At 60.2% G+C, this 17,860-nt stretch carries 20 protein-coding genes; 10 read left to right on the top strand and 10 right to left on the bottom strand.

The genetic code is table 11. The features are described 5' to 3' along the window. Nucleotides 1-77: 77 nt before the first annotated feature. Nucleotides 78-1,472 (top strand): Si-specific NAD(P)(+) transhydrogenase, encoded by a 1,395-nt coding sequence (gene sthA, locus B3N48_RS26385; RefSeq protein WP_296188729.1) that lies wholly within the window; start codon nucleotides 78-80, stop codon nucleotides 1,470-1,472. Nucleotides 1,473-1,514: 42 nt separating this feature from the next. Here the strand turns inward: sthA and B3N48_RS26390 are convergent, their stop codons facing one another. Continuing rightward, nucleotides 1,515-2,237 (bottom strand): glycerophosphodiester phosphodiesterase, encoded by a 723-nt coding sequence (locus B3N48_RS26390; RefSeq protein WP_296188732.1) that lies wholly within the window; start codon nucleotides 2,235-2,237, stop codon nucleotides 1,515-1,517. 44 nt (nucleotides 2,238-2,281) lie between these two features. After that, nucleotides 2,282-2,869 carry a PilZ domain-containing protein gene (locus tag B3N48_RS26395; RefSeq protein WP_296188733.1) on the bottom strand — a complete coding sequence of 196 codons (588 nt, stop codon included), beginning with the start codon at nucleotides 2,867-2,869 and terminating at the stop codon, nucleotides 2,282-2,284. Nucleotides 2,870-2,995: 126 nt separating this feature from the next. Between B3N48_RS26395 and B3N48_RS26400 the strand changes: the two genes are divergently transcribed. The 3 genes from B3N48_RS26400 to B3N48_RS26410 all read left to right on the top strand — a co-directional run bounded on the left by B3N48_RS26400 (nucleotide 2,996) and on the right by B3N48_RS26410 (nucleotide 6,247). Further along, nucleotides 2,996-4,246, top strand: coding sequence for a lipoprotein-releasing ABC transporter permease subunit (locus B3N48_RS26400; protein WP_296188734.1), 1,251 nt, complete (start codon nucleotides 2,996-2,998; stop codon nucleotides 4,244-4,246). Nucleotides 4,247-4,253: 7 nt separating this feature from the next. Then, nucleotides 4,254-4,937, top strand: a complete 684-nt coding sequence (gene lolD, locus B3N48_RS26405) for a lipoprotein-releasing ABC transporter ATP-binding protein LolD (RefSeq protein WP_166595144.1) — start codon at nucleotides 4,254-4,256, stop codon at nucleotides 4,935-4,937. 65 nt (nucleotides 4,938-5,002) lie between these two features. Continuing rightward, complete coding sequence (locus tag B3N48_RS26410) at nucleotides 5,003-6,247, top strand: lipoprotein-releasing ABC transporter permease subunit (protein WP_296188738.1); 1,245 nt, start codon at nucleotides 5,003-5,005, stop codon at nucleotides 6,245-6,247. 210 nt (nucleotides 6,248-6,457) lie between these two features. Here B3N48_RS26410 and B3N48_RS26415 read toward each other — a convergent pair whose 3' ends face one another. Further along, nucleotides 6,458-7,816: a heavy metal sensor histidine kinase gene (locus B3N48_RS26415; RefSeq protein ID WP_296188739.1), complete on the bottom strand. Its 1,359-nt coding sequence runs from the start codon at nucleotides 7,814-7,816 to the stop codon at nucleotides 6,458-6,460. Further along, nucleotides 7,816-8,496, bottom strand: coding sequence for a heavy metal response regulator transcription factor (locus tag B3N48_RS26420; RefSeq protein ID WP_296188741.1), 681 nt, complete (start codon nucleotides 8,494-8,496; stop codon nucleotides 7,816-7,818). Before B3N48_RS26420 ends, B3N48_RS26415 begins: the two co-directional genes overlap by 1 nt. Nucleotides 8,497-8,658: 162 nt before the next feature. On the opposite strand from B3N48_RS26420, the gene B3N48_RS26425 reads away from it, so the two are divergent. Together B3N48_RS26425 and queF are read left to right on the top strand one after the other, a co-directional pair. Beyond that, a complete protein-coding gene (locus B3N48_RS26425; RefSeq protein ID WP_296188743.1) occupies nucleotides 8,659-9,165 on the top strand; it encodes a cupredoxin domain-containing protein in 507 nt (168 codons plus the stop codon). Between the two features lie 81 nt (nucleotides 9,166-9,246). Then, nucleotides 9,247-10,077 (top strand): NADPH-dependent 7-cyano-7-deazaguanine reductase QueF, encoded by an 831-nt coding sequence (queF, locus tag B3N48_RS26430; RefSeq protein ID WP_296188744.1) that lies wholly within the window; start codon nucleotides 9,247-9,249, stop codon nucleotides 10,075-10,077. A 117-nt stretch (nucleotides 10,078-10,194) separates the two neighbouring features. Here the strand turns inward: queF and B3N48_RS26435 are convergent, their stop codons facing one another. Together B3N48_RS26435 and B3N48_RS26440 are read right to left on the bottom strand one after the other, a co-directional pair. Next, nucleotides 10,195-10,458 carry a DUF4404 family protein gene (locus B3N48_RS26435; RefSeq protein ID WP_296188746.1) on the bottom strand — a complete coding sequence of 88 codons (264 nt, stop codon included), beginning with the start codon at nucleotides 10,456-10,458 and terminating at the stop codon, nucleotides 10,195-10,197. A gap of 108 nt (nucleotides 10,459-10,566) precedes the next feature. Beyond that, the gene (locus B3N48_RS26440) at nucleotides 10,567-11,202 is read right to left on the bottom strand and encodes an HAD family phosphatase (RefSeq protein WP_296188747.1); all 636 of its coding nucleotides are present in this window, start codon (nucleotides 11,200-11,202) and stop codon (nucleotides 10,567-10,569) included. A gap of 201 nt (nucleotides 11,203-11,403) precedes the next feature. Here B3N48_RS26440 and B3N48_RS26445 point away from each other — a divergent pair, with 201 nt between their 5' ends. After that, the gene (locus B3N48_RS26445; protein ID WP_296188749.1) at nucleotides 11,404-12,105 is read left to right on the top strand and encodes an MlaA family lipoprotein; all 702 of its coding nucleotides are present in this window, start codon (nucleotides 11,404-11,406) and stop codon (nucleotides 12,103-12,105) included. A 101-nt stretch (nucleotides 12,106-12,206) separates the two neighbouring features. Here B3N48_RS26445 and B3N48_RS26450 read toward each other — a convergent pair whose 3' ends face one another. Then, entirely contained in the window at nucleotides 12,207-12,506 is a 300-nt protein-coding gene (locus B3N48_RS26450) for a PilZ domain-containing protein (protein WP_296188751.1), read from the bottom strand. A 265-nt stretch (nucleotides 12,507-12,771) separates the two neighbouring features. Between B3N48_RS26450 and rssB the strand changes: the two genes are divergently transcribed. Continuing rightward, nucleotides 12,772-13,953: a two-component system response regulator RssB gene (gene rssB / locus B3N48_RS26455; RefSeq protein ID WP_296188754.1), complete on the top strand. Its 1,182-nt coding sequence runs from the start codon at nucleotides 12,772-12,774 to the stop codon at nucleotides 13,951-13,953. After that, complete coding sequence (gene rssC, locus B3N48_RS26460) at nucleotides 13,953-14,435, top strand: anti-sigma factor antagonist RssC (RefSeq protein WP_037009276.1); 483 nt, start codon at nucleotides 13,953-13,955, stop codon at nucleotides 14,433-14,435. Before rssB ends, rssC begins: the two co-directional genes overlap by 1 nt. 125 nt (nucleotides 14,436-14,560) lie before the next feature. Here the strand turns inward: rssC and tal are convergent, their stop codons facing one another. Next, nucleotides 14,561-15,487, bottom strand: a complete 927-nt coding sequence (gene tal, locus B3N48_RS26465; protein WP_296188759.1) for a transaldolase — start codon at nucleotides 15,485-15,487, stop codon at nucleotides 14,561-14,563. Nucleotides 15,488-15,835: 348 nt separating this feature from the next. Between tal and B3N48_RS26470 the strand changes: the two genes are divergently transcribed. After that, on the top strand, nucleotides 15,836-16,195 hold the full coding sequence (locus B3N48_RS26470) for a response regulator (RefSeq protein ID WP_296188761.1): 360 nt from the start codon (nucleotides 15,836-15,838) through the stop codon (nucleotides 16,193-16,195). A gap of 74 nt (nucleotides 16,196-16,269) precedes the next feature. Here the strand turns inward: B3N48_RS26470 and B3N48_RS26475 are convergent, their stop codons facing one another. Beyond that, complete coding sequence (locus B3N48_RS26475) at nucleotides 16,270-16,491, bottom strand: PLD nuclease N-terminal domain-containing protein (protein ID WP_414704292.1); 222 nt, start codon at nucleotides 16,489-16,491, stop codon at nucleotides 16,270-16,272. Nucleotides 16,492-16,517: 26 nt separating this feature from the next. Further along, on the bottom strand, nucleotides 16,518-17,741 hold the full coding sequence (locus B3N48_RS26480; RefSeq protein ID WP_296188764.1) for a zinc-dependent alcohol dehydrogenase: 1,224 nt from the start codon (nucleotides 17,739-17,741) through the stop codon (nucleotides 16,518-16,520). Between the last annotated feature and the right edge of the window lie 119 nt (nucleotides 17,742-17,860).

Genomic DNA, 17,860 nt, shown 5'->3' on the forward strand with positions numbered 1-17,860 from the left:
GTCTTCATGTCGCCGGGCGCGGCATGGGTTAGCCGGAGACGCCAGAGTGGCGCCTCGGCCTGTTCTAAGGAGTACGCATGGCTGTCTACAACTACGACGTAGTGGTACTGGGTTCCGGCCCAGCTGGAGAAGGCGCGGCGATGAACGCCGCCAAGGCTGGGCGCAAGGTAGCCATGGTCGACAGCCGTCGGCAGGTCGGCGGCAACTGCACCCACCTGGGCACGATCCCGTCCAAGGCATTGCGTCACTCGGTCAAGCAGATCATCCAGTTCAACACCAACCCGATGTTCCGGGCCATTGGCGAGCCGCGCTGGTTTTCGTTCCCGGACGTGTTGAAGAGCGCCGAAAAGGTCATCAATAAACAGGTCGCGTCCCGCACCGGTTACTACGCTCGCAACCGCGTCGACGTGTTCTTTGGCACCGGCAGTTTCGCCGATGAACGCACCGTCGATGTGGTCTGCAACAGTGGCGTCGTGGAAAAGCTGGTGGCCAACCAGATCATTATCGCCACCGGCTCGCGGCCGTATCGTCCGGCGGATATCGACTTTTCCCACAAGCGTATCTACGACAGCGACACCGTCCTCAGTATCACCCACACCCCACGTAAGCTCATCATCTACGGTGCCGGGGTGATTGGCTGCGAATATGCATCGATCTTCAGCGGTCTGGGGGTGGACGTCGAGCTGATCGACAACCGTGACCAACTCCTGAGCTTCCTCGACGCCGAGATTTCCCAAGGCCTGAGCTATCACTTCAGCAACAACAATGTGATGGTGCGCCACAACGAGGAGTATGAGCGTGTCGAAGGCCTGGAAAACGGCGTGATCCTGCACCTCAAATCCGGCAAGAAGGTGAAAGCCGACGCGTTGCTGTGGTGCAACGGCCGTACCGGCAACACCGACAAGCTGGGCCTGGAAAACGTCGGCATCAAGGCTAACGGCCGGGGCCAGATCGAAGTGGACGAGGAATACCGGACCAGCCAGCCCAACATCTATGGCGCAGGCGACGTGATCGGTTGGCCGAGTCTCGCCAGCGCGGCCTATGACCAGGGCCGTTCGGCCTCGGGCATGGCGGTGGATAACGGCACGTGGCGCTTCGTCAATGACGTGCCGACCGGCATCTACACCATTCCGGAGATCAGCTCGATCGGCCAGAACGAGCATGATTTGACCCAGGCCAAAGTACCGTATGAAGTGGGCAAGGCGTTTTTCAAAAGCATGGCCCGCGCCCAGATTTCCAATGAGCCGGTGGGCATGTTGAAAATTCTGTTCCACCGCGAAACCCTGCAGATTCTGGGCGTGCACTGCTTCGGTGACCAGGCTTCGGAGATCGTGCACATCGGCCAGGCGATCATGAACCAGCCGGGTGAGGCCAACAGCATCAAGTATTTCGTCAACACCACATTCAACTATCCGACCATGGCCGAAGCCTATCGGGTGGCAGCGTACGACGGCCTCAACCGGCTTTTTTGAGCGGCTCCGGCCGGTGGCCTGAGCCGGCCGGGGAGACCGATTTCAGTGATTCCCGAGGGTGGCGCTGGCCAAACCGGGAAAGTCTGTAATCAGGCTGTCAACGCCGAAGTCGGCGAGTCTGCGCATCAGCGCAGGCTCGTTGACGGTCCACACAGACACATGCAGGCCCAGGGTCTGAGCTTTCTTGAGGCGCTCTGGCGTGCAATGCGTCCAGTTCAGCGCCAGAATCTCGCAACCATAGCTCGTGGCGACCTTCAACGGGTCGAGCCACGCGTATTCGGCCACCAGCCCTCGCGACAGGTCCGGGGTCAGCTCCAACGCCGCCTTCAGAACTTCCCGCGAACTCGACGTAATGGTGACCTTGTCCAGCAAACCGTGACGCTGGGCCATCTCGCGGATCGCCAACACAGTCGTGGCCGCGCGGGTGCGTGACGCGCTCTTGACTTCCAGTTGCCAGTGGTCGAAATCGCATTTCTCGAACAACTCTTCCAGGCGCGGAATCGGGCACGGGTTGACCCAACCCGGACCGCCCCTGCGCGCGTCATAGGTCACCAGGTCCGCCGCGTCGTGCTCGACCACCTTGCCACGCCGATCGGTGGTGCGTTTCAGGGTCGGGTCATGAATGACCATCAGTTCGCCGGCGCGGGACAGGTGCAGGTCCAGTTCGCAACGCTTGACCCCGTGTTTCAGGCATTCCTGAAAGCTGGTCAGGGTGTTTTCCGGTGCTTCGCCTTTGGCGCCGCGGTGGCCGTAGATGAGGGTCACGGGTACTCCTTGAATGGCTGCATAACGCGCCTTTGGCTAAAAAGTCAGGATGGATCAGGGCTGTTCTGTTCTCGGGCCAGGCGTCGTTGCGCGGCTTGTCGTTGCAGTATGTGTCGGGCCAGCAGCTGTCGCTGGGCATCGCTCAGCTCGACCCATTCGGTGCCGACCTCGTAACCGCCGATGGTGTGGGACTGAGAGTGGGTGACCCTGGCGCGGAGCATCATCCCGGAAGCCTGGGGCATGAGCACCATTTTGACCGACAGCAGGCTGCCAACCGGGAAAGGTTGATGGGACTCGAACTGCAGACCACCTTCGGACATGATCACCTTCTGCGGCGCGCCGAGCTTGCCGAGAACGGTCTGGGCCACCACTTGACCCAATAAATCGATGCGTTTGCTCATGGCCCGCAGGAAGCTGTTGGTGGTACGGTCGCGGTCGTCGAGCTGGCGCAGCAAGTGCTGCGATTCGAACTCGGCGACATGCAACTCGCTCAGCAGATCGAAGAGGGTCGAGGTGTCCCGGTGAGCCAGTTCGTCGACCGAGCCGGAGTCTGGAATGCGTTGAATTTCCAGTGCGACGCTGTCCTCGATACGGTAGTATTCGCGGCGTTCTTCTTCATCTAATGTCGGCATGGCGAACCCATGGTAGCAGCGGTTGTCAGAGTGATTGCTCTCGTTTGCGACTCAGTGATTCGAGTGTAAAGCCGCAGGCCAAGGCCCGCCACAAGGACGTTCCCATTCCTCCGAACAAGCCCCTACATGTTCAGACCTCTTTTTGTATTTATCGGCACGCGTTACACCCGTGCAAAACGCCGTAATCATTTTGTCTCCTTCATTTCCCTGACGTCGATGATCGGTCTCGCCCTGGGCGTCGTGGTGATGATAGTCGTGTTATCGGTCATGAACGGCTTCGATCATGAGATGCGCACCCGCGTCCTTGGCATGGTGCCCCATGCGACCATCGAATCCGGCGAGCCGATCAGCGACTGGCAGAGCCTCGCCGCCAAGGTCAAGCAGAACCCGCAGGTCGAGGCCATCGCGCCCTTCACCCAGGTGCAAGGTCTGCTGACCAACAACGGCAACGTGCAGAAAATCCTGCTCAATGCCATCGACCCCGTGCAGGAGCGCAAGGTTTCCATTATTGATGGCTTCATGAAGCAGGGCCGGCTCGACGATCTGGTGTCCGGCGGCTTTGGCGTGGTCATCGGCGACAAGGCCGCCACCAAGCTGGGCGTCGGCATCGGCGACAAGGTCACCTTCGTTTCGCCTGAAGTCACGGTCACACCGGCCGGGATGTTCCCGCGTATGAAGCGCTTCACCGTGGTCGGGATCTTCCATGTCGGCGCGGGCGAACTGGACGGCTACCTCGGCGTGACCAACCTTCAGGACCTGGCGCGTCTGCACCGCTGGAAGCCTGATCAGGTGCAGGGGCTGCGGCTGAAGTTCACCGACCTGTTCAAAGCGCCGCGCACCGCCTACGACATTGCCCAGAGCCTGGGCGACCACCAGTATTACTCCCGCGACTGGACCCGTACCCACGGCAATCTGTATCAGGCCATCGGCATGGAGAAATCCATCATCGGCCTTTTGCTGCTGCTGATCGTGGCGGTGGCGGCGTTCAACATCATTTCGACGCTGGTGATGGTGGTCAATGACAAGCGCGGCGACATCGCGATCCTGCGCACGCTGGGGGCGACGCCGGGGCAGATCATGCGCATTTTCATGGTGCAGGGCACGGTGATCGGTGTGGTCGGCACGGCCATCGGCGCAGGTGTCGGCATCCTTGCGGCGCTGAACGTCAGTTCGGCGATTTCTGCGCTGGAAGGGCTGATCGGCCACAAGTTTCTCAACGCGGATGTCTATTTCATCGACTATCTGCCTTCGCAATTGATGACCGAAGACGTGCTGATGGTCTGCGGCGCGGCGTTGGTCCTGAGTTTCCTCGCCACCTTGTATCCCGCCTGGCGTGCCGCGCGCACCCAGCCGGCGGAGGCGCTACGTTATGAGTGAGTCGGGCATGAGTGATAAAGCTGTACTGAGTTGCCGCAACCTGGGCAAATCCTACGAGGAAGGCCCGGAATCCGTGGTGGTGTTGTCGGGCCTGCAACTGGAGCTGCACCCGGGCGAGCGCGTGGCGATCGTCGGCAGCTCCGGCTCAGGCAAGAGCACCTTGCTCAACCTGCTGGGCGGGCTGGACACGCCGACTGAAGGCAGCGTCTGGCTGGCAGGCGAAGAGTTGTCCGCACTCAACGAAAAGGCCCGGGGTCTGTTGCGCAACCGGGCGCTGGGTTTCGTTTATCAGTTCCATCACCTGCTGCCGGAGTTCACCGCGCTGGAGAACGTCTGCATGCCGCTGCTGATCGGCAAGACCCCAATCCCCGAAGCCCGGCAACGCGCCACGGCATTGCTGGAGCGGGTAGGGCTCAAGCACCGTCTGGCGCACAAACCCTCTGAGCTGTCCGGGGGCGAGCGTCAACGCGTGGCCATTGCCCGTGCGCTGGTGAATCAGCCAGGGTTGGTGATGCTCGACGAGCCCACCGGCAACCTCGACTCCCACACCGCTCAAGGCATTCAAGACCTGATGCTGGAACTCAGCACCTCGTCGCGCACTGCGTTTCTGGTGGTGACCCACGACTTGTCGCTGGCTCGCCAGATGGACCGCGTGTGGCGCCTGGAAGAAGGCCGTCTCGTCGAGGCGTGATGAATTGAACCCGACGCCTGTAACCGGGCGTCGGGGTGTTCCTATTTAGCTACGGTGCTCCACGAATGTTCAGACCGTTATCCATTTTCATCGGCACGCGCTACACCCGGGCCAAGCGCCGTAACCACTTCATCTCGTTCATTTCGATGACCTCGATGATCGGGTTGGCGCTGGGTGTGCTGGCGATGATCGTCGTGCTGTCCGTGATGAATGGTTTCCAGCAGGAAATGAGCTCGCGGATCCTCGGCATGGTGCCCCATGCGGTCATCGACGGGGTCAAGCCGCTGGACGACTGGAAACCTGCCGCCGACGCGGCGTTGAAGAACCCGCAGGTCACGGCCGCCGTGCCCTTCACGCAAATGGACGGCATGCTGTCGTACAAGGGATCGATGCAGCCGATCGAGATCAACGGCGTCGACCCCGCCCTGGAATCCCAGGTTTCCATCGTCACTCAACACATCGTTCAGGGTCGCCTTCAGGATCTGAAGGCCGGCGAGTTCGGCGTGGTCATCGGAGAGATCACGGCGCGACGTTTCAGGCTGAACGTCGGCGACAAAATCACCCTGATCGTCCCCGAGATCAGCAACGATCCGGGGGGCATCACTCCGCGCCTGCAGCGTCTGACCGTGGTTGGCGTGTTCAAGGTGGGCGCCGAGCTGGACGGTTCGATGGCACTGGTCAACGTCGCCGATGCCGCGACGATCAAGCGCTGGCAGCCGAATCAGGTGCAGGGCGTGCGCCTGGCGCTGACTGATCTGTACGCCGCGCCGCAGGTGTCCAGCGCCATTGCGGGCGGGCTGGGCGCAGACTACAAGGCCGATGACTGGACCCACACCCAAGGCAGTCTGTTCAGCGCGATGAAAATGGAAAAGACCATGATCGGTCTGCTGTTGCTGATGATCGTCGCGGTGGCGGCCTTTAACATCATCGCCACCCTGATCATGGTGGTGAACGACAAGGGCGCCGACATCGCGATTCTGCGCACCATTGGCGCCACGCCCCGGCAGATCATGACGATCTTCATGGTGCAAGGGTCGGTGATCGGCGTCATCGGTACGATCATCGGCGGCGCGCTGGGTGTGGTCGCGGCCATCAACGTCAGCCAACTGGTGGGCTGGGTCGAGCGCGTCACCGGCCAGCACATCTTCACCTCGGACGTGTATTTCATCAGCAACCTGCCGTCGAAACTGGAAGGCAGCGACGTGGTGATGATCTGCGCCGCGGGGCTGATCCTGAGCTTTCTGGCGACGATTTACCCTGCCTATCGCGCGTCGCAGATTCAGCCCGCCCATGCGTTGCGGTATGAGTAAGATGCTGAGGCCTCGCAGACTTTAGCCAACGCTCACGTGTGCTCTCTCGCGTGTGCCTGGTAGGAGCGTGGCTTGTCCCGCGATCTGACACGCGTAGCGGCAGCAAATCCTTTCGATGCGTTTTGTCTGACACAGCTGGACGTATGGGTGTGCTGCCGGTCCCCGGCAGATCGCGGGACAGGCCACGCTCCTACAGAGGGTGTGTCGATTTCAGATGGGCAACTCGATGCAAAACCGCGTCACGCCCTGTTGCGACTCACAGTCGATCCTCCCGCCATGGGCCTTGATGATCGACTGAGTGATTGCCAGCCCCAGCCCCGCATGCTCACTGCTGCCTTCATGGCGCGCCGGATCGGCCCGATAGAAGCGGTCGAACAGCTTCGGCAGCACCTCGGCCGGAATCATCTGCCCGGTGTTTTCAATGCGAATGCCCACATGGTGAGCGGATGAATCCAAGGTCACCGACACCCGGCCCTGGGCGGGCGTGAAGCGCAGGGCATTGTCCAGCAGGTTGGACAAGGCACGGCGCAGCATGTGTCGGTCACCCTTAAATGAGGCGTCCCCTTTGCGGGTGAGTGTGATCTGAGCTTCCTCAGCCACCGGCAGGAAAAACTCCAGCAGCGCCTCGACCTCGTCGCCCAGCACCAGCGATTCGCGTTTGGGGTTCAGCAACCCATGCTCGGCCTTGGCCAGGTACAGCATGTCGTTGACCATTTGCGCCATGCCTTGCAGTTCTTCCAGATTCCCTAGCAGCGCTTCGCGGTATTCGGCCACATCGCGCGGGCGCGTGAGCGTGACCTGGGTATGGGTCAGCAGATTTGACAGGGGGGTGCGCAGCTCGTGAGCGATGTCAGCTGAAAAGGCCGACAGCCGCTGAAAGGCATCGTCGAGACGGCCCAGCATGGCATTGAACGCTTGGCTCAATTCCGCCAACTCGGCCGGCATGTTGGCGTGTGGCAGCCGGGTCATCAGGGAGCTGGCCGAGACCCCGGCGGCGACCTCACTCATTTCACGCAGCGGGCGTAGACCGCTGCGTGCCGCCCAGGCGCCGAGCAGCGCCGTCGCCAGTGCTGACAGGCCCACGGTCAGCCAGATCAGGTGCTGCATGCGCTCCAGAAAATGCTGGTGATGGGTGATGTCCAGCAGCAAGGTCAGCTGGGGGGAATCGCGCTGCCCCGGACTTAAGGCTACCGTGTAGGCGCGGTAGGCCGTGCCGTTGTCGGTCAAGGTGTGCAGACCGTCATGGGCCGAGGTCGTGGCTATCGACGAAGTGAGGCTGTCGAACCAAAGCGCGCCATCCGGGCCGCGAACCTGTAAGGCCAAGTCTGGCGAATGCGCCAGTTCGCCCTGCAGGGCGTAACGGTGCTCACTGAGCTGTTCAGGGCTGGAAATCCCCCTCAAGGCGTCGCGCAGGGTCGGCAACTTGCTGTCGAGCAGTTGCTGATCCAGCTCCATGAAGTGGCTCTCGCTCGCCCGGTTGAACAGCACGCCCGCGGTCAACGAAACCACCGCCGTGCAGGCCGCGAACAGCAGGGCCAACCGACTGCCCAGCGATAGGCGCCTGACCATCAGAGGCTGCGCGCTTCGAGCACGTAACCCATGCCGCGTACGGTGTGGATCAGCTTGTTGGGGTAATCGTCGTCGACTTTCAGCCGCAGACGGCGGATGGCGACTTCAATCACATTGGTGTCGCTGTCGAAGTTCATGTCCCAGACTTGCGAGGCGATCAGCGACTTGGGCAGCACTTCGCCCTGACGGCGCAGCATCAGTTCCAGCAGGGCGAACTCTTTGGCCGTAAGGTCAATGCGCTGACCGCTGCGCTCGACGCGGCGGCGTAACAGGTCCAGCCGCAGGTCCGCCAGTTGCAGCTGGGTTTCCGCGGGCGCGCTGCCGCCTCTGCGCAACAGGCTGCGGACACGGGCGAGCAGCTCGGAAAACGCGAAGGGCTTCACCAGATAATCGTCGGCGCCCAGTTCCAGGCCCCGCACCCGGTCTTCGACCGCGTCGCGGGCAGTCAAGAACAGCACCGGCGTGTCGAGGCCGGCGCTGCGCAGGGCGTGCAGAATCTGCCAGCCATCCCGGCCCGGCAGCATCACGTCCAGAATCACCAGCGCGTAATCACCGGTCAGTGCCATGTGCTGGCCGCCGATGCCGTCTGCGACGAGTTCGGCGTTGAACCCCGCTTCAGTCAGGCCTTGGCGCAGGTAGTGGCCGGTTTTGGCTTGATCTTCGATGATCAGTAATTTCATGGGTGACTCATCGCTTCCAGTAACACGTCAATCGTCGCGGATTTATAACGCGAGCGGGCGAGCAGGTGCTCAAGCTTACAAAGTTGTAATCTCGCGGTCAGCTGATTGCCAGTCGCGTCGGCCTACCTTAGGGTCATCGATTGTCGTTGATTGGAGATTGCCATGTTCGCTCGTTTTGTCGCTGCTGCCGTGTTGCTGGGTGTGAGCCTGTCGTCTCAAGCATCTCCCGGCGAGCATTTTGACTTCGGCCACCCAGCGCGGGCTGATCAGGCGACACGCACGGTCGAGTTGACCCTGGGCGACATGTATTTCGAACCCAAGGCGCTGAACGTCAAAGAGGGTGAGACCGTGCATTTCGTGCTGGTGAACAAGGGCCAACTGCTTCACGAGTTCAACCTCGGCGATGCGGCCATGCATGCCGCGCATCAACAGGAGATGCTGAAGATGGTTGCCAGTGGCATGTTGACGTCGACTGGCATGAAACATGACATGGCCGGGATGGATCACAGTGCCATGAAGCATGACGACCCCAACAGCGTGCTGGTCGAGCCGGGCAAGACCGCCGAATTGACTTGGACGTTCACCAAGGCCACCGACCTGGAGTTCGCCTGCAACTTGCCGGGCCACTATCAGGCGGGCATGGTCGGCAAGGTGTCGATTGCCGAGTAATCGCTGAAAGGGCGGGACAAAACCTATAAACTCGGCGGTCAGGATTTCACATCAGCCCTTTTATCGTTTTCAGGTCCCGCCATGCATCCCGCAGCCGAACATTCGCCGCTGGGCAAGTCCAGTGAATACATCGCCACCTACACACCGTCCCTGCTGTTTCCCATTCCCCGCGCCGCCAAGTGGGCGGAGCTGGGGCTGACCGCCGAGACGCTGCCGTATCAGGGTGTCGATTTCTGGAATTGCTACGAACTGTCGTGGTTGCTGCCGTCGGGCAAGCCGGTGGTGGCCATCGGGGAATTCAGCATTCCCGCGGATTCGCCGAACATCATCGAATCCAAATCCTTCAAGCTGTACCTCAACTCCTTGAACCAGACACCCTTCGCCTCCGAGGCCGACGTGGTGGCCACGTTGGAGAAGGACCTGTCTGCCGCCGCAGGCAAGCCGGTAGGGGTGCACATCCGCTCATTGAAAGACATCGAAGCGGAGGGCATCGTGGCGGTGCCTGGTGTGTGCGTCGATGATCTGGACGTGACCATCAGCAGCTACGACCGGCCGCAGCCTGAGTTGCTGCGCTGCGATGAGTCCCGAGTGGTCGAAGAGGCGCTGCACAGTCACCTGCTCAAGTCGAACTGCCCTGTCACCAGCCAGCCCGACTGGGGCAGCGTTGCCGTGGACTATCGGGGTGCAGCGCTGGATCACGCCAGCTTTCTGGCCTACATCGTCAGCTTCCGTCAGCATTCGGACTTCCACGAACAGTGCGTCGAACGCATCTTCATGGACCTGCAACAGCTGCTGAAACCGGAAAAACTGACGGTGTATGCGCGTTACGTGCGACGTGGCGGGCTGGACATCAATCCGTACCGCAGCACCGATACCCTGACTCTGAAGAATGGGCGGTTGGCTCGGCAGTAAAGGTGTTCGCGGGATCTGCTTTCAAGTGTGGCGTGCCACTTTCAGGTGCCTGGCCAAGATGACCAGTGAGTAAGCACGCCCACTCTCCCAACGCTGTTCTGCGTCAGTCCGACCTGATCAAATCCCGATATTCCCCAACGTCTGCACGATATTGCGCAACGTCCCGGCGATGGTGGGGTGTTCGACTTCGAAACGCTCGACCGCGAGGTTGACGCCGTCGGCCAGGTTGTTGTCAGGAATGGTTTTCTCGACCTCGATCTCGGCCTGGATCTGCGCCATCAACGTGTGCAGATCAGCGCGTTCTTCTTCGGTCATCGGCGGGTTCTGCTCCAGTTGCTCGCGCAGGGTGTCGAGTTGGGCTTGCAGTTCGCGGGCGGGCATAGGGTGCTCCCTTTATGAATAGTCTCTGCATGGACCTCGGCGTTTCGGCAAAGGTCCTTTGGCGATAAGACTAATCCACAGTGGAGGTTCTTGCCCGGCCCTGATCGATCAGGGCTTTTCGGCCTTCAGTCGACGCAGGGCAATGTCCGCCAGGCAGGATTCCAGCTCGGCCAGATGGTCGATGACCGAATGCGCGCCCGTCGCGTAAAGCTCCAGGGTGGCGCGCCCCCGCAGGCGCTCGCGCTCCAGGTCGCTGACAGCGTCCCATTGCGCCGGAGAAAGCCCACACAGCGGACCGCATGACGCGAGGCCAACCGTCCACAGACCAGCATTAAGCCCGGCCTTGAGCAAGCGAGGGTCGCCGCTCACCAACACGCAGCCGTCCAGTTGGGCAACGTTCAGGGTCATCAGCGCCTGCCAGCAAGCATCAGGCGCGGGCCAGTGGTGATTAGCGCTGGGCGTCGGTTGTACCCATCCGGCCAGTGGCGCGGCCAATTGTTCGGCGATGGAGGTGGGGTATTCGTCGATCCAGGCGCAGGGAACGCCTTGCTGCTTGAGCCGCTTCAACGCGGCCAGCGCCCCTGGCGTGGGGTGGGAAAAGGACGTGGCGTCCTGCGAGATGAACGCTTGACCGTCTCCGCTGCGCAGCGTCCGGGCCTGCGCGCCAAAATCGACCAGGCAGCCGCTCAGGCCAAACAGCACAGCGGTGAACGACGGGGCAGGGGCGGCGACCGGGGCAAGCATGAAATTCCCTCTCAAATGCCCATGACGCTAAGGGAGTTTCATGACAGTGCGATGACCGACAGGTGACATTGTGAGCAGATGTTTAAAGAACGGCGTATTCCGTCAGTGTTCGGCGACGTAAATACTGACAGAACGCTTTATACTCTCGCCTTTGGTTGGGGGGCGTAGCCCGCTTCATCACTTTGACTGGGAGTCTTTGCTATGCCCGTGACCGGTGCAGGCTTTATCAATCGTCTGGCTCGAACGTGTTTTTGGGCCGGTTTGGCCTTGGTGCCCATGGCCGCTCAAGCCGCCGAAGATGATCCATGGGAAGGCGTCAACCGCGCGATCTTCCGCTTCAACGACACCGTCGACACCTATGCGTTGAAACCCATTGCCCAAGGCTATGAGTTCATCACGCCGCAGTTCCTGGAAGACGGCATCCACAATATGTTCAAGAACATCGGTGAAGTCACCAACTTCGCCAACGACGTGCTGCAAGCCAAGCCTGAAGCCGCAGGGGTCGATACCGCTCGCCTGATCGTCAACACTACGTTCGGTCTGCTGGGTTTCTTCGATGTCGGCACCAAGATGGGCCTGCAGCGCAATGACGAAGATTTCGGTCAGACACTGGGCCACTGGGGCGTCGGCAGCGGGCCGTTCGTGATGCTGCCGTTCTTCGGCCCGAGCACCGTGCGCGACGCGTTCGCCAAATACCCGGACACCTACACCGCACCGTACCGCTACATTGACCACGTGCCGACCCGTAACACGGCGTTTGGCGTGAGTGTGGTGGACACCCGCGCCAGCCTGCTGTCGGCCGAGAAGCTGATCAACGGCGACAAATACATCTTCATCCGAAACGCCTACCTGCAGAACCGCGAGTTCAAGGTCAAGGATGGCAAGGTGGTTGACGATTTTTAAGCGCGCCTGACCGCTGGCCGGATATAGAAAAGGCGACTTTCGAGTCGCCTTTTTCTTTTTTTCGGAATTTTTCGGAAGTGTGAAGTGGTTCCTGATCGATATCACTTCATCGACAGGATAGTCAGCCCCAGTTTCTGTCCGTCGCCCTCGATGTCAGCGATCCATACCACCTCGGTGTCGGCCTCCAGGCCCTTGAGCGCCGCGTGCTCCGATTCGATGCGAACACTGATTTTATCGCCCACGTTGAACGAGCGAGGCGCCTGTATCTGCATGCCAGAGCTGGATAAATCCACGCAGACGGCAGGAATGATCTGGCCCGCGTAGATCAGGCTGATGTCCGCGTCGACCCGCATGCGGATGTAATCTCGTTTCTCGGCATAGTCGCGATCAATCTGGCCCATGGCACATCCTTCATTTTTGTTGCTGGTTTAGGCGTTCTTATAACTCCGGGCGATTTGCGATGTAAAGTCGCCGACCGAGCGCTGGAGCACGCTTGAAACGCCCCGCGGATGGGAGTACCGTCTGCGCCTTGAAGGGCACCTCTGACGACTGAAGCGTTTGACCAAAAGTCCGCTGCCAGCGGCCAGAGAGGCTAGAAGCGAATCCAGTAGGCGGCCTGACACCCTCCGACCCCTACGCCAACCTGATCTGGCGCCGTTTGCCCACATGCAAAAAACCAGTGCCACGCTGCTGATTATCGATGACGACGAAGTAGTGCGCGCGAGTCTTGCGGCCTACTTGGAAGACAGTGGGTTCAGCGTCTTGCAAGCCAGTAATGGCCAGCAGGGTCTGGAATCCTTCGAGAAACACACGCCTGATCTCGTGATCTGTGACCTGCGCATGCCTCAAGTTGGAGGCCTGGAGCTGATTCGACAGGTCACCAGCCTGTCGCCGGACACTCCGGTGATCGTGGTCTCCGGCGCGGGTGTCATGAGCGATGCTGTCGAAGCATTGCGCCTGGGCGCGGCCGATTACCTGATCAAACCGCTGGAAGACCTGGCCGTCCTTGAACATTCAGTCAAGCGTGCTCTGGACCGGGCACGGCTGCTACAGGAAAACAAGCTCTACCGTCAGAAGCTCGAGACCGCCAACCGCGAGCTCGAAGCCAGCCTGCATTTGCTGCAGGAAGACCAGGACGCCGGTCGACAGGTTCAAATGAACATGCTGCCGACTAATCCCTGGGCCATTGACTCGTTCGAATTCGAACACGAAATCATTCCCTCGTTGTATCTCTCGGGTGACTTCGTCGATTACTTTCGGGTCGACGAACGTCGCGTTGCGTTTTACCTGGCCGATGTCTCGGGCCACGGTGCGTCTTCAGCCTTCATCACAGTGCTGCTGAAGTTCATGACCACACGTTTGCTGTTCGAATCCAAGCGCGGCGGCACGTTGCCGGAGTTCAAGCCTTCCGAGGTCCTCGGCCACATCAATCGCGGCCTGATCAGTTGCAAGCTGGGCAAGCATGTGACGATGGTAGGGGGCGTGATCGACGAGCAGAGCGGGAAATTGACTTACAGCGTGGGCGGCCATTTGCCGTTGCCGGTGCTGTATACCCCGACAGAAACCCGTTACCTTGAGGGGCGCGGCCTGCCGGTGGGGCTGTTCAATGAAGCGACGTATTCGGACCATGTGCTGGACTTGCCTGAGTCCTTTAGTCTGACGCTGCTGTCTGATGGCATTCTGGACCTGTTGCCAGGTGATACACTCAAAGAGAAAGAAGCCAACTTGCCTGAATTGGTGAAGTCGGCGGGCGGCAGCCTGGATGGTCTGCGCCGTAAGTTTGGATTGGCCACGCTCGGGGAGATGCCGGATGATATCGCTTTGTTAGTGTTGAGCAGGAACCTTTAATGAGTACCGGTAGAATCCAGTTTGCCGAGCAAGATGGCACCTTCGTCCTGAAGTTTGTGGGAGAAGTGCGCCTGACCCTCTGCTCGGCGTTGGATGCGACGATCGAGCGGATCTTCACCTCGATGAATTTTTCGACCGTGGTGATCGACCTGACCGAAACCCGCAGCATTGACAGCACGACCCTGGGCCTGCTGGCCAAGCTGTCGATCCTGTCACGTCAGAAGGCGGGGCTGCTGCCCACCGTCGTGACGACCCATGAAGACATCACCCGGCTGCTCCAGTCGATGGGCTTCGATCAGGTGTTCAACATCGTGGGTCGACCGATCCCGCGCCCTGAAGCATTGAGCGATTTGCCCTCGCAGGATCAGTGCGAAGACGTGGTCAAAGCCAAGGTGCTGGAAGCGCACAAGATTCTGATGGGACTTAACGATTCCAATCGCGAAGCCTTTCGCGACTTGGTGAACGCACTCGAGCATCAGTAAGCGCAGTTCTGCAGCGTTGCCGAGGCTTCCGACGCTGCCACACAACTCGCCTTCCCAAAACCCGGACACAAAAAAGGCGGCACCCCAAAGGGCGCCGCCTTTTTCATGACGGCGAGGCCTGAGCGTTACGCCTTGGCGCTCAGCAGTGCTTCCAGTTTTTCCTGATCACGGGCGAACTGGCGAATGCCTTCGGCGAGCTTCTCGGTCGCCATGGCGTCTTCGTTGGAGGCCCAGCGGAACTGGCTTTCGTTCAGCGTCTGGCGTGGCTCGCCGCCGTTGCCGGGCTTGAGCTTCTGAACCAGGGTGCCATTGTCTTCCGACAATTTTTGCAGCAGATCCGGGCTGATGGTCAGACGGTCGCAGCCGGCCAGTTCTTCGATCTGGCTGAGGTTGCGGAAGCTGGCGCCCATGACCACGGTTTTGTAGCCATTGGCCTTGTAGTAGTTGTAAATACGGGTCACGGATTTCACGCCCGGGTCTTCCGCACCGACGTAGTCCTTGCCTTCGGCTTTCTTGTACCAGTCGTAAATGCGGCCTACGAATGGTGAAATCAGGAACACCCCCGCGTCGGCGCAGGCTTGGGCCTGGGCGAAGGAGAACAGCAGGGTCAAGTTGCACTGGATGCCTTTCTTCTCCAGTTGCTCGGCCGCCTTGATGCCTTCCCAGGTCGAAGCCAGTTTGATCAGGATGCGGTCGCGGCCAATGCCGAACTCTTCGTACAGCCCCACCAGACGCTCGGCGCGTGCAATGCAGGCTTGAGTGTCGAAGGAAATGCGTGCGTCCACTTCGGTCGACACGCGACCCGGCACGACTTTGAGGATTTCGCGGCCAATGGCAACGGCGAAGCGATCGCTCGCCAGATTGATGTCGCCTTTGCTACCGCTGAACGCTTCTTTCAGGCGGTCGGCATTGCTGTCATTGGAGCCCGCTTTCAGCAGCAAGGAGGGGTTGGTGGTGGCATCGACCGGCTTCAGCTTTTCGATGGCGGCGAAGTCGCCGGTATCGGCAACGACGGTGGTAAAGTTTTTGAGTTGTTCCAGCTTGGAAGTCATGAGCGTGCTCTGTCCTGTGGGTTTGATGACATTACCCGAGCGCCGCCGGTCACTCAAGGGTGGAAACCGCTTCGAATCCGCGGGTTTAGAGCGCTGCGTTTGCGCAAACAGCAGGCCCGTGCACCTGTCACGAACGTGACGCAACGCGACGATTTTCCAATCGGGCGGGGTTTTGATCGTCGGTTCCCGAGGAGGGCGGATACTCGATCCAGACTGATTGGAGCATGCAGTTCGGCAGTCGTTCCTTTTAGCGTGTCAGCGCCGAACTGCTCAACCATCGGTCGGGATCAAGAAACCACTGTCATCCGCTCCTGACTAACGCTGCACATGTCCAACGGAACAGGCGCCATGGCAAGGACGGTTCTCCTCGTAGAAGACGACACAATCTTACGGTCATTGATCGTGGAAGCGTTGTCATTGATCGATCTCGATGCAGCAGAATGCGCTACCGCCGCGGAGGCGATGGCGATACTGGAGAGGGATCATGGACATGTGCTGGTCCTGACTGACATTTGCATGCCAGGCGAGATGGACGGTCTGGAGTTGGCGAAAACCATTTGGGGCAGGTGGCCCCAGTTACCGGTCATCGTGTCCTCGGGCAACCGGGTCGTGTCACACGGGTCGCTGCCCGCCAATGCCATGTTCATGCGCAAGCCCTGGGCGCTGGACACGCTACACGAAGCGGTCAAAAGCCTACTGGACAACTGACCTTTCTACGACCTATCCATCTTTGACGAGCCGCTCAAGCATAAGGGAGGCTCGTTGCCTCCCTTATCTCATTTTCAGCCTTTACTGTGCTCCTTGGACGTTGGCGGCTCGGCGATGCCGCGCGGACCGGCAATTCCCCAGATGGCAAAACCCACTACCGGGAACACCAGAATGACGACAGCCCATCCCAGCTTGGTCGCGGGCGTTTTGGTGGTCCGCCAGACACTGGCGATCGCCCACAGATCAATGAGCAGAACAATGAAGCCCGCCACGATCCAGAACATGCTCATATCCATTTGCTTCACCTGTATGTAACGAACGTTTATGTCGCTGGAAGGGCGCTCACATCGTCTTCTACCAGCGCGGGAATTTCATTGCTGCCGGGGGTCAGAATCACTTTGCGGCAGTCTTCCTGTTTCTTGTCGAAGATTTTGTAGCCTTCGGCCGCCTGCTCCAGGGACATGCGGTGGGTGATGATGACTTCCGGCGAGATTTTTCCCTGTTCGATGCAGTCCAGCAACTCGGGCATGAAGCGCTGAACGTGGGTTTGGCCCATTTTGAAAGTCAGGCCCTTGTCGAACGCATCGCCGAACAGGAAACCATGAATGAAGCCGGCGTACACCCCGGGCACGCTGACGGTGCCGCCACGGCGTACCGCTGCGATGCACTGGCGCAACGCCTTGCCGCTGCTGCCTTCGAGTTTGAGCGTCGCCAGGATGGTTTCCGTGGTGCTGCCCTTGGCCTCAAAACCTACCGCATCAACCACGCCATCCACGCCACGCATGCCCGGCGTCTGGCGGATGATGGTGTCGGCCGGGTCATCGTCTTCGTCGAAGTTGATCGGGATCACGCCATAAGTGCTCTGCGCATAGGCAAGGCGGTAGGGGTGGTGATCGACCATGAAGATGCGGTCGGCGCCGAGCATTCTCGCGACGGCGGCGCACAACAGACCTACAGGGCCAGCGCCGTAGATGGCGATGCTCGAACCCTGGCCGATGCCGGTGTTCGTCACGGCTTGATAGGCGGTTGGAAGAATGTCCGAGAGAAACAGCACTTTCTCATCCGCGAGGGTGCCGGGGACTTTGAAGGGGCCGGTATTGGCCTTGGGTACGCGCACGTATTCCGCCTGACCGCCCGGAATTCCCCCGTACAAATGACTGAAGCCGAACAGCGCTGCACCGGGTGGGATGGCCTTTTTGTTCATGATCGCGCCGCGCCCGGTGTTCGTGGTCTCGCAGGCCGCGTACAGGTCGAGATTGCAGAAGAAGCATTCACCGCAGGCGATCACGAACGGGATCACCACGCGATCACCCTTTTGAACGGCGGTGACCGCAGAGCCGGTTTCTTCGACGATGCCCATGAACTCATGGCCAAAGATATCGCCATGCTCGACGGTTGGAATCTTCCCACGGTAAAGGTGCAGGTCGGACCCGCAAATGGCCGTGGCGGTCACGCGCAAAATAATGTCGTCTGCGGCTTCGATGATCGGATCGGGGACGGTGTCGACTTTCACGTCGTGGGCACCGTGGTAGGTGAGGGCTCTCATAAATGTTTCTCCGCAGGTTGGGATGACGTGTGTCTCCTAAAGCGGAGCCGCCTGCGAGACGTTAAGTTCAGTCCGATGGGGCAGGGTGGGATCAGTGGTGTTTCGTCCCGATGAAATCA

It is taken from the genome of Pseudomonas sp. UBA1879 (assembly GCF_002338065.1).
In the GTDB taxonomy this organism is placed as follows: Bacteria; Pseudomonadota; Gammaproteobacteria; order Pseudomonadales; family Pseudomonadaceae; genus Aquipseudomonas.